12 protein-coding genes, 1 tRNA gene and 1 pseudogene are annotated in these 13,403 nt (G+C 59.7%); 11 read left to right on the plus strand and 3 right to left on the minus strand.

All coding sequences use genetic code 11. The features are described 5' to 3' along the window. Positions 1-133 precede the first annotated feature (133 nt). From C2846_RS18155 to C2846_RS18165, 3 genes are all read left to right on the plus strand, one after another. Positions 134-1,018 (plus strand): hypothetical protein, encoded by an 885-nt coding sequence (locus C2846_RS18155; RefSeq protein ID WP_119702159.1) that lies wholly within the window; start codon positions 134-136, stop codon positions 1,016-1,018. A 105-nt stretch (positions 1,019-1,123) separates the two neighbouring features. Then, on the plus strand, positions 1,124-2,317 hold the full coding sequence (locus tag C2846_RS18160) for a hypothetical protein (RefSeq protein ID WP_205890276.1): 1,194 nt from the start codon (positions 1,124-1,126) through the stop codon (positions 2,315-2,317). A 55-nt stretch (positions 2,318-2,372) separates the two neighbouring features. Next, positions 2,373-3,587, plus strand: coding sequence for a winged helix-turn-helix domain-containing protein (locus C2846_RS18165; RefSeq protein WP_119702160.1), 1,215 nt, complete (start codon positions 2,373-2,375; stop codon positions 3,585-3,587). A gap of 39 nt (positions 3,588-3,626) precedes the next feature. Here the strand turns inward: C2846_RS18165 and C2846_RS18170 are convergent, their stop codons facing one another. Further along, positions 3,627-4,331 (minus strand): Crp/Fnr family transcriptional regulator, encoded by a 705-nt coding sequence (locus C2846_RS18170; RefSeq protein WP_080051245.1) that lies wholly within the window; start codon positions 4,329-4,331, stop codon positions 3,627-3,629. A 163-nt stretch (positions 4,332-4,494) separates the two neighbouring features. Here C2846_RS18170 and C2846_RS18175 point away from each other — a divergent pair, with 163 nt between their 5' ends. After that, the gene (locus C2846_RS18175; protein ID WP_119702161.1) at positions 4,495-5,811 is read left to right on the plus strand and encodes an alkyl sulfatase dimerization domain-containing protein; all 1,317 of its coding nucleotides are present in this window, start codon (positions 4,495-4,497) and stop codon (positions 5,809-5,811) included. 50 nt (positions 5,812-5,861) lie between these two features. Here C2846_RS18175 and C2846_RS18180 read toward each other — a convergent pair whose 3' ends face one another. Beyond that, on the minus strand, positions 5,862-6,257 hold the full coding sequence (locus C2846_RS18180; RefSeq protein ID WP_119702162.1) for a DUF3597 domain-containing protein: 396 nt from the start codon (positions 6,255-6,257) through the stop codon (positions 5,862-5,864). A 172-nt stretch (positions 6,258-6,429) separates the two neighbouring features. Then, positions 6,430-6,564, minus strand: coding sequence for a type II toxin-antitoxin system YoeB family toxin (locus tag C2846_RS18970; protein WP_080051776.1), 135 nt, complete (start codon positions 6,562-6,564; stop codon positions 6,430-6,432). Positions 6,565-6,654: 90 nt separating this feature from the next. On the opposite strand from C2846_RS18970, the gene C2846_RS18190 reads away from it, so the two are divergent. The 7 genes and pseudogenes from C2846_RS18190 to C2846_RS18590 form a co-directional block, all read left to right on the plus strand. Continuing rightward, entirely contained in the window at positions 6,655-7,035 is a 381-nt protein-coding gene (locus C2846_RS18190; RefSeq protein ID WP_080051242.1) for a VOC family protein, read from the plus strand. Positions 7,036-7,332: 297 nt separating this feature from the next. Continuing rightward, complete coding sequence (locus C2846_RS18195) at positions 7,333-8,769, plus strand: thioredoxin family protein (protein ID WP_119702163.1); 1,437 nt, start codon at positions 7,333-7,335, stop codon at positions 8,767-8,769. Next, positions 8,766-9,302, plus strand: coding sequence for a UGSC family (seleno)protein (locus tag C2846_RS18975; RefSeq protein ID WP_276310927.1), 537 nt, complete (start codon positions 8,766-8,768; stop codon positions 9,300-9,302). The genes C2846_RS18195 and C2846_RS18975 overlap by 4 nt, the downstream gene beginning before the upstream one ends. Positions 9,303-9,455: 153 nt before the next feature. Continuing rightward, positions 9,456-10,826 carry an L-seryl-tRNA(Sec) selenium transferase gene (selA, locus tag C2846_RS18210; protein WP_205890278.1) on the plus strand — a complete coding sequence of 457 codons (1,371 nt, stop codon included), beginning with the start codon at positions 9,456-9,458 and terminating at the stop codon, positions 10,824-10,826. After that, on the plus strand, positions 10,823-12,700 hold the full coding sequence (selB, locus tag C2846_RS18215; protein WP_165443863.1) for a selenocysteine-specific translation elongation factor: 1,878 nt from the start codon (positions 10,823-10,825) through the stop codon (positions 12,698-12,700). Before selA ends, selB begins: the two co-directional genes overlap by 4 nt. Before the next feature lie 15 nt (positions 12,701-12,715). After that, positions 12,716-12,810: transfer RNA gene (locus tag C2846_RS18690), tRNA-Sec, on the plus strand. A 300-nt stretch (positions 12,811-13,110) separates the two neighbouring features. Continuing rightward, positions 13,111-13,403, plus strand: a pseudogene (locus C2846_RS18590) (hypothetical protein); the annotation flags it as partial.

Consider the following 13,403-nt stretch of genomic DNA (forward strand, 5'->3'; position numbering starts at 1 on the left):
CATGAAACCCGGGGCGATTCAACCTGCCTGGTTAGTGGGTGTTATGTCGTGTATTAGTGACGCGTGCTATTGAGTTAGGCTTTCGGTCTCAATCGACTGACCATTCACATTTGCAAGCTTGGAGGATTCTTCGATGGCGACCTATACAGTCGAGCAGCTCATTAGAGACGGCCCGCAGTACGCAATGGCCATGCTTTTGCGGTGTCTCAGCGCTGGAGAGCCCTTTGTCACGTATGGCGCGATCGGAGACGAACTCCAATACCAGTTGAAAGTCGGGAAAATATTTCCAACTCAGATCGGTCATGTAGCAGGGTCGCTGATGGACCGAATTCTAGAAATCGAGCCGGCCGCACCATTGATCAATGTACTGATCACAAGGCCAGATGGGGTTCCGGGGGCTGGGGCCGGAGGGTACCTTGCTGATAGATACGGGGAGCGTCGTTACCGCAACTGGGAAAACGTTTCGACCAAAGAAAAACTGGAAGTGGTTGCCCGGGAGCGACAAAAAGTCTTCAAGTATCCAAAATGGGGCGAGATCAACCAGAAGCTGTTTGGTCACAATGCTGAGTCAAAGCTTCGCATCATAAAGGGTAGTGAAGTTGATGGGCGTTCAATAAATGGAATGAGTCATGGCGGGCCTGCAGAAAGCGACGAACATAAGAAGCTCAAGGAATGGGTTGCTTCCAACCCTTTAAAGGTGGGGCTTGCGAAGTCATTCGGAAAAGGAACGGTAGAAGCACCTCTCCTCTCGGGGGATACCATTGATGTGCTGTTCTCAGATGGCAATGACCATGTTGTAGTGGAAGTTAAGTCATGCCGCTCCAACGACGACGACCTTCGGCGTGGCATCTATCAGTGCGTCAAGTACCGAGCTGTCAAGGAAGCTGAGCACGCACCGAACAAGGTCAACGTTCGAGCGCTATTGGTAGGCGAGCGCAAATTGAATGCCATACTGATGAGCAGGGCTCGCTCGCTCAAAGTAAAGTATTTGTGCGTCGCAGTTAACACAGTCGGTTGAGTGTAAAGTGAGACCGAATAATGCCTTCTAGCCGACGTCCCTGCCGTCGCTCCGTGTCGTCAGTGCCGCGGTTGAAAGCGGGCGTTAGCTATCGGAGAACAGTCTATGGCGGTTTTTCCGCTTGAGGAACTGGAGCCGGTTCATCCGGCCTGCCTCATCAAAATCATCCAAGAAAAGAAGCTTCCGAAGGGCGGGTTCATTTGGCCGTTCACGAACGAAATCAAACCAGTCGATCTGTACTGCTACCTCTACGCCCGCTTTGGGCCTCCCAACGGTCTACAGAACTTCTGGCGGAATGATAGCTCGGACAATCTCATTCACTGGGAGTGGTCCTTAGCCTGTGATAGAGGTCTCATCCACATTCAGGGTCACAACTTCAGAAGCGAACTTCACTGCACTGGTGACTTCAAGGAAGCCGAGTATTCACGCGAGGCCGTCTTCCAGCAGTTCAAAGCTGATTTTGCCGCGCATGGGAAGAGGATGTCGCGACTGCGAGCTGAAGGGCTGGAGAAATGGACGCAGTTCATCAACCCCTTTGCGAGAATCAAACTGGCTGTTGGGCGTCTTAAAGGCGAGCTCGATGCGCTGTCTTTGAGCCCCGACAGTGTGAAGCAGATGTCAATATTCGACTTCGCTTCGCTCGAAGGTGGTCAGGAGGCTTGGAATGAAACAGCCGGAAAGTACTCGTCGGCGGTTGGTCTATGCTTTGGCATTCGCTCAATGCTTCCGGTGATGGCAGAAGCATTTGTCAACCTTCTTTTGTTTGTCCTTGTCCGGCCGGATATCAAGGGCGACAAGCGACTGCTCGAAAGCGTTGTTCGCCAACCAATCGATGTTCGCATTAGATCCCTGCATATCAACTGCCAGGGCTTTGCTTCTCCGGTTGATTATACCTCGCAGCCTTGTTCCAAATATCACAGCATCGTCAACGAGCGAAACGATCTGTTGCATGGTAACTTTGCGATCGAAAAGCTCAGTTTCGGAACCGTGCATTTCAACAATAAAGTCCCAGTCTTCATTGAGTACCCGACTTTCTGGGATCGTTCGTTCGGCGTAGAGCTCGCGGCAGTTGGCTTTGATCGAATTGACGACGAGCTAAGGACGATCGAGTCTTTCATAGAGTATCTGCTCTCATTGCTTCAACCTTCCGTTCGTGAACATATCGAGATCGTCATGGCCAAGCGTGATCTCGGGCTCAACGCGAAGACCGGTAGGATCGGTATATTGTTTCCTGACAGGCTTGTTGATATGAGAGCGGGGCCAAAGACGGCGACCGAGGATTCTGATGCCGATGGCTAGCTATGTGTTCAAGCGGACCGTGAACTCCCCCCACTAAAGTGAATACTCCCAGCTCATGATTGAAATTGAGCGCTCACACGATCTGACCCGTTTACGTCGTCTAGCCCTGAGCGCTCAAGGCTTGCTACAGGCTCAGCCCTTTGGGCGTGGTTTGGCGGGGGCGCGGGAGGCGATTAATCACATCGGTTATGTACAGATCGACACCATATCGGTTGTCGAGCGAGCGCATCACCATGTCTTGCACTCTAGAGTTCCGCAGTTCAACCCGGCCATGACGAACAAGATGCTGGCTGATGGCGAGATTTTCGAGTATTGGGCGCATGCGGCTGCGTTTCTACCAATTGCCGACTTCCGGTTCTCCTTGCCCTACAAGCATGCGATTAAGAGCGGCCAGACGCATTGGTATAGAAATCCCGATAAGAAACTGATGGGAGAGCTGTTGGAGCGTATACGCTCCGATGGCCCGATGCGTTCGCGTGATATAGAAACCAGTACGACGAAACGTGCAGGCTGGTGGGATTGGAAGCCAGCTAAAAAGGCGCTTGAGCAGTTGTACATGCAAGGCGACCTGATGATCAGTGATCGCACCGGTTTCCAGAAAACCTATGACCTGACCGAGCGGGTACTGCCATCCCGCGTCAATACCAAGAATCCCAGCATGGAAGAGTTTTCCACGCATATCGTCGATCAGCAATTACGCTGCCATGGGGTTGTTGCGCTCAAGGGGATTACATACCAACGCCGCAATGCTGAACTCCGCAAGGCGGTTAAAAATCTGGTTGACGATAGACTGGCCCAGGGTGTTCTGGAGCAGATAAAGCTCCGCAGCGGCGAAACGTTCATAGTGGAAGCAGGCGCGCTTGATGGCCCGCTTCCACGGCTGAGCAATCGCATGGTCATATTGTCTCCATTCGACAATAGCGTGATTCAGCGCGAACGGCTGAAAGCGCTTTTCCAATATGATTACCAAATAGAATGCTATGTGCCCGCAGCCAAGCGTCAATACGGCTACTTTTGCCTGCCGCTTCTTTACCGTGATGAGTTTGTCGGGCGGATGGACTGCAAAGCCCACCGCAGGCTCAGGTTGTTAGAGATCAAGTCACTGTATTTTGAGAAGCTCAACTTTGATGAAGAACTGCTGCTGGCTGCATTTTTAGCTGCCCTCAAAACATTCTGTCAGTTTCAGGAATGTGACAGGGTGAGTTTGGCAGAGGTTTACCCCAAGCATCTGGCTCAGCGTGTACGTCAGGCGCTGAAGCTGATCGAGTGACCATGGCCAATGTGTACAGGCCGGACAGTTTTTGCCAGGTCAGTCAGAATCGGCCTGGGATCTGTGTGGGGGCGACAGGCTTTCCTGCAGCTTTGGCAGGTCGCTGATGAACCAGCAACCCTGCCGTTTGCTCACCAGACCGGCGCTTTTCAAGCGGGTCAGTTCGCGGTGGACGCTTTGCCGACTGACGCCCAGCATCTTGCCCATATCGGCTTGAGTCAAAGGCAGATCGATCAACTGGCCGGCCTGTTCCTCTCGGCCGTAGGCGCGCGCGGCCGAGAGCAGCAGTTTGGCCAGCCGCTGGTTCAGGCTCAGGAGCGAGGTGTCTTCGATGTGGGCGAGCAGGCCGACAATCGTTTGGCAGAGCTTCTCGGTCAGGCGCTGGTAGATTTCCGGATAGCGCCGGGACAACTCGTCGAAGTCCTGGCGAGGCAGTTCGGCTATTTGCACCGGGCCTAGCGCCAGAGCATCGAAGGCGCGCTTGATGCTCGACATCAAGGGGATCTCACCCAGCACGCAACCCGGCCCGTAGATGGTTATCAGTATTTCATTGCCGTTGCTGCCGATTGCCCGCAATTGCACAAAACCGCTCAGCACCTGGTACAGCCCGACGGCCCCGGCGCCCTGACGGTAGAGGTGCTCGCCCTTGTTCAGGTGGCGAATCCGCATGCGCTCACGGATCGCCGCCTGCACCTGCACCGGCAGTTCAGCGAACCAGTTGCCCTTCCGATAAAACTCAGCCAAGCGTCAGCCCCTAAATAAAGCCTGTGCGATGTAACAAATGTGACACGGCCTGCGATTGTCTGCTGCCTATCATGCTCATCCGAGGCTATCCGGGCAAATGCACGCATCACCGGATAGCGCCCTTGCTGAACCATAGATAAACAAGAATACGTGGAGTCCATCAATGCTGAAACACAACACCTGTCATCTGGCGGCAGTGCTGGTACTGGTCACCGGCCTGGCCAGCGCCGATACCTACACCCCCGAGGCCCTGAGCAGTGGTCGTGCCGATCCGAGCCTGCACCTGCAGCAGGGCAGCACTCAGACCGAAGCGCAAAGGATCAACGAGGTCAGCTACATGGCCACTGGCTTCGGCAACAGCTTCATGGTGGTCACTGGCGCAGGCAATGTGGTCATCGACACCTCGCTCCGGAGCATGGCCCGGCACCACAGGCAGTTGCTCGGCTCGGTGGATGACGGACCGATCCACAGCATCATCCTGACCCACGGTCATGGCGACCATACCGGTGGAGTCGACCTTTGGAAACAGCCTGACACCCGGGTGATCGGGCAGCGCAACATGGTCGAATTCCTGCATTATCAGCAGCGTCTGGAAGGTATTTTCAATCAGCGCAATCGGGCCCAGTTCGGCTTCGCCCTGGACGCCGGTCAGAGCCAGGCCGCCACAGTGCAGAACTTTGCCGCACCCATGCTGCCCGATACCCTGTTCGACGACCACATGGCTTTCACTCTGGGCGACGTCGAATTCGAGCTGATCCACACTCCCAGCGAAACCGACGACGCCCTGACCGTTTGGTTGCCACAATACAAAACGGCCTTTGTCGGTGACCTGTACTATGCCGCCTTCCCGAACATCTACACCCTGCGCGGCACCAAACCGCGCTGGGCGCTGGACTACGTCGCCTCGATTGACCGGGTGCTGGCGCTGGAACCGGAAATCCTGTTGCCCGGTCATGGCGCGCCGATTCGCGGCAAAGAGGCCATTCGTAGTGCGCTGACCCACTATCGAGACGCTATCCAGTACGTACACGATCAGACCGTGATTGGCATGAACCAGGGCAAGGACGTCTATACCCTGATGCGCGAGATCAAGCTGCCTGAGTCGCTGCAGATGAGCGAAGCCTATGGGCGGATTGCCTGGTCGGTACGCGGGATCTACGAGGGGTACATGGGCTGGTTCGACGGCAACCCGGTCAATATGTATGACCTGCCACCCGAAGGCATCTATCCCGATCTGGTCGCCCTGGCCGGCGGTAGCCAGGCTGTCATCGGCCAAGCGCGGGTCGCCTTAGAGCAGAATGACAAGGTCAAAGCGCTGCGCTTGCTCGATGCCGCTCTGTCAGCAGCCCCTGACGACCGTGAAGCACTGAACCTGAAACTGCAGATTCTCGTCCAACTGCGCCGGCAGTCCTCCAATCTCAACGAGTCCGGCTGGCTGAACTATGGCATCAACAGCACCCGACAGCAGCTTGGCGACTGAGTGCAAATGGAATGTCGGTAATCGAGCGCCGCACGGCGTATCGGTTTGGGTTAGTTGGTCAATTCGGCAGGGATATTGCCGCCGTTTGCGGCGATGCGAGCAAGCACCTGCTTGTGCAGCCACATGTTCATCTGCGCTGAATCAGACATCAGCTCAGCCGGGCAACCCAATTCGGTGGCGAGCTCTTTACGTGCGCCGAGGCTGCTGTCCAGATCAAGCAGTTTGAGCAGGTCGACAATTGAAGTCTTCCAGTTCAGTTGCTGCGGATTGGCTGCGGCTTTTTGTTCGAGCTGGGCAACCACGTCTACGACAGGGATGGCACTGGGGGATGCCTCCGCTGCTGTGGCGGCTGGGGTTTCTGCCAGTGCTGCCGCGCCAGGCTCTGCGGGTGCTGCTTCCGCGCTGCCGATGCCGAGTTTGCTGAGGATTTTGTTGAAAAAGGACATGAGCGTCTCCCTGATAATTTGGTCCTTGCCTTCACGCCTGGGTTGATATACCTAGGCGTGTTCATCAAGCGTAGCAGCGCTCGACCTGACCACAACGTTGGTATGCCGAACGGTAATGCCCCAGCGGATTTTGCACGGCTAAGCCGCTAATTGTTGTGTTGATAAACAACAATTAGGGCTGATCGTAGTGACCACCAATAGCGAAGATATAAATGGACTTGTCGTCGAACCGATATATCAAACGATCTTTCTGCGATATCCGTTTAGACCATAGGCCAGAGCTGTTGGCATTTGAGCGGGTAACTATTCAGTCCGCAGATCGTGCTTGACGCCGACACCGATTCCCTGAAGTCTTGTTGGGCTGGACCCAACAACAACCATCAGCAAGGAATTCATCATGTTCAGTCACGTCATGCTCGGCGCTAATGATATCGAGGCGTCCAAGGCCTTTTATGATGCGGTGCTCGGCGTTATCGGTGCCAAGCCGGGCGTCATTGACCCCAAGGGCCGCTGCTTCTACTTCACCAAAACCGGCACCTTTGCCCTGAGCAAGCCGATCAATGGTGAGCCGGCTTCCTGCGGCAACGGCAGCACCATTGGTTTTGCCGTGGACAGCCCGGAGCAGGCTGACGCCTGGCACGCTGCCGGCCTGGCTAACGGTGGCGTGACCTGCGAAGACCCGCCGGGTGTGCGTGAGGGTAATGGCGTCAAGCTGTACCTGGCTTACCTGCGTGATCCGGCAGGCAACAAGATCTGTGCCCTGTACCGGATGGGCTAAGGCTCATAGTGCTGCTGCAGGCCGATGGATCGCCACGGCCTGCGGCCTCGCGATGACGGCGTGTGTGTCGATGGTGGTGTATGCCTTTATGCACTCAACTGTCATTGCGAGTCGCGCAGCGACGTGGCAATCCATGCGGCAATCCATCTAGCGTTACAGCTGAGCCGACGTTGCTCCAAGGGCCGGTCTTGCCAGCGCTGATACCCCACCAATCATCCCACCCATGATCCTCGCCCGGCGGTTGGCATCCGCTATGCTGAATCATTACGAGACACAAGACCCGCAGAAGGGCTTCCGATGACTACAGCACTTCCCAATGGCCTGATTGTGGTGGCCAAGGCCGATTGCCCGACTTGCCGGCTGGTTGAACCGCTGCTGGCGGAGCTGGCTGGTGCCGGAGCGCTGACCGTGTATGTGCAGGACTCGGCCGAATACGCCGCCGCGCTACCCGGTACTCTGTATGACCAGACCCTGGAACATTCCTACCGCCTTGGCATTGAGTTCGTGCCGACCCTGATCCGGGTCGAGAACGGCCAGGAGGTCGAGCGCACCTATGGCTGGCACAAGGAAGACTGGCGTGCCCTGAGTGGGGTGCCGACCCTGGGTGAGGAGTTGCCGGTGATGCGCCCCGGCTGCGGTTCCAAGACCCTGGAGCCGGGCATTGCCGAGGAGCTGGAACTGGCCTTTGGCGATATTCGCCTGCAGTCGCGTGAAATCGATATTTCTTCTGCCGACGATGCCATCGAAGCCTGCTACGAGCGCGGCTGGAGTGATGGCTTGCCGGTGGTGCCGCCGACTCCGGTACGGGTGCTGAGGATGCTCAAGGGCACCACCCGTGCGCCGGATGAAGTGGTCGGGCTGATGCCACCTGATCTGGTGCCCTGCACGGTGGAGAAGGTTGCCATCAATGCGGTTATGGCCGGTTGCAAACCTGAGTACATGCCGGTGCTGCTGGCGGCGCTGGAAGCTGCGCTGACCGATGAGTTTGGCCTGCACGGGCTGATCTGCACCACCATGTTCGGTAGCCCGATGATCGTGGTCAACGGCCCGGCGGCACGGGCCATCGGTATGAATTTCGGGGTCAATGCACTGGGCCAGGGCAATCGCGCCAACGCCACTATCGGCCGGGCGCTGCAACTGATCATCCGCAATGTTGGTGGTGGCCGCCCCGGCGAGATCGACCGCGCGACCCTGGGCAATCCCGGCAAGTACAGTTTCTGCTTTGCCGAGGCAGAAGACAGCGATTGGCTGCCGCTGGCCCAGGAACGTGGCATCGAGGCAGGACGGTCGGCGGTGACGCTGTTCCCCGGTGAAGGGGTGCAGGGTATTGTCGATCAGAAGTCACGCGATCCTGAATCGCTGGCACGCTCCTTTGCCCTGTCGCTGCGCGCGGTTGATCACGCCAAGCTGGCGATGGCCGGTGATGCGGTGCTGGTGGTGTCGCCCGAACATGCGCGGGTGTTTATCGACGCTGGCTGGTCCAAGCAGCGCCTGCGCGAAGAGCTGGAACGCCTGCTGCTGGCGCCGGGTGCCGAGCTGGTCGCGGGGGCTGGCGGCATTGCCGAGGGCATTCCCGAACGTTTCAAGGATCTGCAGGTGCCCAAGTTTCGCCCCGGCGGCCTGCTGATCGTCCGGGCTGGCGGCACCGCCGGCCTGTTTTCCGCCATTATTGCCGGCTGGGCTGCTTCTGGCCCGGTTGGTTCGTCTCCGGTAACACGTGAGGTAACTGTATGAACGAAACCCTGTTGCTCGACCCCACGGCCGAGCGTGCGCCTGCGCAGCGGGCACGGCTGGCGCGTCCGGCCAGTCTGGAGGGTAAGGTGGTTGGCCTGCTGGATATTTCCAAGCCGCGCGGCAATGTGTTTCTCGACCGTATCGAGGAACAACTGGCGGCCATGGGGATTGAGGTCAAGCGCTACGCCAAGCCGACCTTTACCCGCATCGCGCCAACCGAACTCAAGCAGCAGATGGCTGCTGAGGTGGATCTACTGGTCGAAGGTCTGGCTGACTGAGGGTCGTGTACGTCGTGCTGTATGCATGACATCGCCGACCTGGAGTCACGTCAGATCCCGGGAGTAGGGGTCGCCTCCAGTGAGTTTGTTGATGCTGCCGCGTTGCAGTCCAAGGCGCTGGGCTTTGACCCGGCCATGGTCTTCGTGCCGCACCCGATCCAGGACCGCACCGATGAGGAAATGCGTGCCCTGGCCGATGGCGCGTTGCCTGACATCCTGCGCCTGTTGCGCGCCGAGGAGGGCGCGGGCGAGTGATTGCGCTGGTGCATCCCCGCTGCGAGCAGATGCTCACAGCTCCCAGGGGACGCGTGTAGCTCACGGGGGCAGGGCTGGGTTCTCCTGGGAGCGTTCGAGCATCTGCTCGAACCAAGGCCGCCAACGGCGGCCCCGGGGAGGCTGGCGATGAACATGCAGCAACGCCCCCCGGCAGTAGACAAGGCCCTGGCCTGGCCCGGTATGCAGACCCTGATCGCCAGCCACGGCCGGGCGCTGGTACTGGACTCCCTGCGCGCCGCGCTGGAACTCTGGCGCAGCGGTGAGATCAGCGATCAACCAACCCTGGTAGCCACTGTCCAGCAACGCATCGAGCGCACCCTGGCGCCGTCGATGCGCCCGGTGCTCAACCTCACCGGCACGGTACTGCACACCAATCTGGGCCGTGCCCCATTACCCCCCGAAGCGCTTGCCGCCATGACTGCGGTGGCCGCCGGGGCGAGCAATCTGGAATACGATCTGGCCAGCGGCCAACGTGGTGACCGCGATGCCCACGTCGAGGACTGGATCTGCCGCCTGACCGGCGCCGAAGCCGCTACCGTGGTCAACAACAACGCTGCCGCTGTGCTGCTGGTGCTCAATGCACTGGCGTCGCGCCGTGAGGTGGTGGTGTCACGCGGTGAGCTGATCGAAATCGGCGGCTCGTTCCGGCTGCCGGATATCATGGCCCGCGCCGGCTGTAAGCTGCGCGAGGTTGGCACCACCAACCGCACCCATGCCCGCGACTATGCCGAGGCAGTCACTGCGCGCACCGCTTTGCTGCTCAAGGCGCACACCAGCAACTATCAGGTGCAGGGTTTCACTACCTCGCTTGATGAGGCGCAACTGGCCGGGATTGCCCGCGCCCAGGGCGTACCGCTGGTGGTCGATCTGGGCAGCGGCTCGCTGATCGACATGCAGGCGCTGGGCTTGCCGGCCGAGCCGGTGGTTGGGCGGATTCTGGCTCAGGGTGTGGATGTGGTGACCTTCAGCGGCGATAAACTGCTCGGTGGCCCGCAGGCCGGGATCATCGCCGGGCGTGCCGAGCTGATCAGCAAAATCCGCAAAAGTCCGCTCAAGCGGGCACTGCGCTGCGACAAGCTGACCCTGGCGGCGCTGGAAGCGGTGCTGCGGCTGTACGCCGACCCGGACACCCTGGTGCAGCGGGTGCCGACTCTGCGGCTGTTGACCCGTGAATCGGCGGCCATCCGGCAGACCGCCGAGGCATTGTTGCCGTCACTGCGCGGCTGGGCCGGGGCGGGATTCGAGGCGGATGTATGTGATGTATACAGCCAGATCGGCTCCGGCTCGCTGCCGCTGGAAACTCTGCCCAGCGCCGCGCTGCGTCTGAGCAGCATCAGCAGCAACAAACGCACGCGCAGCCGTGAATTGCGGGAATTGGCCGAGCGTCTGCGCCAGTTGCCAACGCCGGTAATCGGGCGGATCGCTGACGACAGCCTGCTGCTCGATTGCCGCTGCGTGGAAGACCCGGAACCGCTGCGTCAGCAGTGGGAGGCCGGGGCGTGATCATCGCTACCGCCGGGCATGTCGATCACGGCAAGACTAGCCTGATCAAGGCGCTGACCGGGGTCGATACCGACCGCCTGGCCGAGGAAAAACGCCGCGGCCTGAGCATTGAGCTGGGCTTTGCCTGGCTGGCGGTTGAGGGTGGCCCGCCGCTGGGCTTTGTCGATGTGCCGGGGCATGAGCGCTTTATCAGCACTATGCTGGCCGGCGTGGCGGCGGTGGATCTGGCGCTGCTGGTGGTGGCCGCCGATGACGGGGCGATGCCGCAGACGCTGGAGCATCTGGCGATTTTGCACCTGCTCGGGGTTGAACAACTCGTACCGGTATTGAGCTGCTGTGACCGGGTCACGCCCGAGCGCCAACAGGCGGCCAGCGCCGAGCTGGTGCAACTGCTGAAACAGCGGGGCTGGCCGCAGGCCGTGCCCTTTGCGGTATCGAGTCTGACCGGTGAGGGTCTTGAGGCTCTGCATGCGGATCTGCTCAGCCGGGCACAGCAACACCGGCAACGCCCGCCGAGCGGGCATGCGCGGCTGATGATCGATCGCCGCTTCAGCCTCGCTGGTGCCGGTTGCGTGGTCACCGGTACGCTGGTCAGTGGCCAGTTGCACAGTGGTCAGAGCCTGCACTGCAACGGCCAGAGTCTGCGGGTGCGCAGCCTGCAGATGGCCGGCCATGAGGTGAATCAGGTGCTGGCCGGGCAGCGCTGCGCGCTGAATCTGGCGGGCGATGTGGATGCTGCGCAGCCCCAACGCGGCGACTGGCTGAGCGAGGTGCCAGTGGCCACCAGCAGCCGGTTGGATGTAGCGCTGACCCAACTGCCAGGCAGCCGCTGGCATCGCGGCGTGCTGCAACTGCATCTGGGTACCGGAGTCTATCCGCTGCGTGCGGTGATCTTGCAGGAAGGTGAGCCGGTGCTGGCGCAACTGCTGCTGGAACAGCCGGTGCAGGCACTCTGGGGGGATCGCTTTATCATCCGCGACCCGGCTGCCAACCAGACCTTGGGCGGTGGCCGGGTGCTCGACCCGCAAGGGCTGCGACGCGGGCGCAGCAAGCCCGAGCGTCTGGCACTGCTGCGTCACTGGCAGAAGGCCGATGGCCCGCGTGCTGCGCTGCTGGCAGCTCTGCAACAGGCACCGGTGGCACTGGACGGCTTTGCCGTGCGCTTCAATTTGACGCCGGGTGAGCAGCAGCAACTGCTGGATGAACTGCGGCACAGCGCGGCCGGTATCGAATTGCTGGACGCGGCTCGCCAACATTGGCTGATGCTGGCCGGGCAGATCGACCGCGCCTGGGCGCGCTTGCACCAGCGGTTGCAGGACTGGCATGCTGCGCACCCGGAACGGCTCGGCCCTGGCGAGGGCGAGCTGGCGCTGGTCAGCACGCTGCAACTGCCTTTGGTCCTGGCCCGGGCGCTGTTGCAACGCTGGCATGGTGACGGCCGGCTACGACGCCAGGCCTGGGCCTGGCATCTACCCGAGCACCAACCGCAATTGCTGGTTGAGGATCGGGCACTGCTGGAGCGGGTCAGTGCGCAGTTGTTGCCGGGCGGCCTGCGCCCGCCAATTGTCGGCGAGCTGAGCCAGGCGCTGGGCATCGAGCTGGAAACCCTCAAGGCCTTTTTGCGGCGTATGCAGCGTGCCGGTGAACTGATTGCGGTCGCGCCCAACCGCTATTACCTGCCGGAGCAGGTTGAGGGGCTGGCGGCTGTGGCCCGGCAACTGGTGGCGGACTCACCCAGCGGCAGCTTCAATGCCGCCGAATACCGCGATGCCTCCGGCATCGGCCGTAACCTGACGATTCAGGTGCTGGAATACCTCGATCGCGCCGGCATCACCCGCTTTGTGCGTGAACAACGTTTTCTCGTGGCCGGCTGACCAGCCGCCATACAGGGAAGGACATCGTCCCCGGTGGGGCGCCCGGACTTCAACTCCGGTGAGATGCGCAACGCGCGTCTGGTGGGTTCGACTCCCATGTCCTTCCGCCATTTCCTCTGACTAGACGCGACAGAAAACATGACGAAGCGGTCGTTCATGGGGGCCGGTTGATATCTATTTATAATCATTCTCATGTGAATGAACGTTCATAACCGTTTCTGATTTGGTTTGTGTCTCACGAGAGTGACATCTAAGGTCAAGAGTCAGGTTTGGGTTGTTTTCGCAATATGTTCGACGCCCAAGCCTGACGTCAGTAGGTTACCTGTGTCAGGTCCGGGCGGTTGTCTTGGGGTTGGCAGCTATTCAGGAGCCTGAAAGGAACTCCACTACAAGAATAAACGGAGACCCGCATGTCATATGCCATACCCTCGAAATCAGGGGCGCGCTCGGCAATTCTGGTTTTTTCTCTGGTGCCTCTGCTGTCACTATCCGGCTGTTTGAGCAGTTCGTCATCATCCCGGTCAGCGCCGCAGGTGCATACCGGTACCTTTGTCGATAGCCCCGTTGCCGGGCTGGATTATCAGGGCAGTCAGACTGACGCCGGCCAGACCGATGAGCAAGGACAGTTCAGCTACCGGGAAGGGGAGACCATCAGCTTCGCCATTGGTGATCTGGAGCTTGGCTCGGCGGTTGGCGCCAATAT

Source organism: Pseudomonas jilinensis (genome assembly GCF_003586265.1).
Classification (GTDB): Bacteria; Pseudomonadota; Gammaproteobacteria; order Pseudomonadales; family Pseudomonadaceae; genus Halopseudomonas; species Halopseudomonas phragmitis.

Bases quoted from the DNA above. Each gene is read 5' to 3' on its own strand.
- C2846_RS18155 (WP_119702159.1), top strand. From the start codon at position 134: ATGGCGACCTATACAGTCGAGCAGCTCATTAGAGACGGCCCGCAGTAC.
- C2846_RS18160 (WP_205890276.1), top strand. From the start codon at position 1,124: ATGGCGGTTTTTCCGCTTGAGGAACTGGAGCCGGTTCATCCGGCCTGC.
- C2846_RS18165 (WP_119702160.1), top strand. From the start codon at position 2,373: ATGATTGAAATTGAGCGCTCACACGATCTGACCCGTTTACGTCGTCTA.
- C2846_RS18175 (WP_119702161.1), top strand. From the start codon at position 4,495: ATGCTGAAACACAACACCTGTCATCTGGCGGCAGTGCTGGTACTGGTC.
- C2846_RS18180 (WP_119702162.1), bottom strand. From the start codon at position 6,257: ATGTCCTTTTTCAACAAAATCCTCAGCAAACTCGGCATCGGCAGCGCG.
- C2846_RS18190 (WP_080051242.1), top strand. From the start codon at position 6,655: ATGTTCAGTCACGTCATGCTCGGCGCTAATGATATCGAGGCGTCCAAG.
- C2846_RS18195 (WP_119702163.1), top strand. From the start codon at position 7,333: ATGACTACAGCACTTCCCAATGGCCTGATTGTGGTGGCCAAGGCCGAT.
- selA (WP_205890278.1), top strand. From the start codon at position 9,456: ATGCAGCAACGCCCCCCGGCAGTAGACAAGGCCCTGGCCTGGCCCGGT.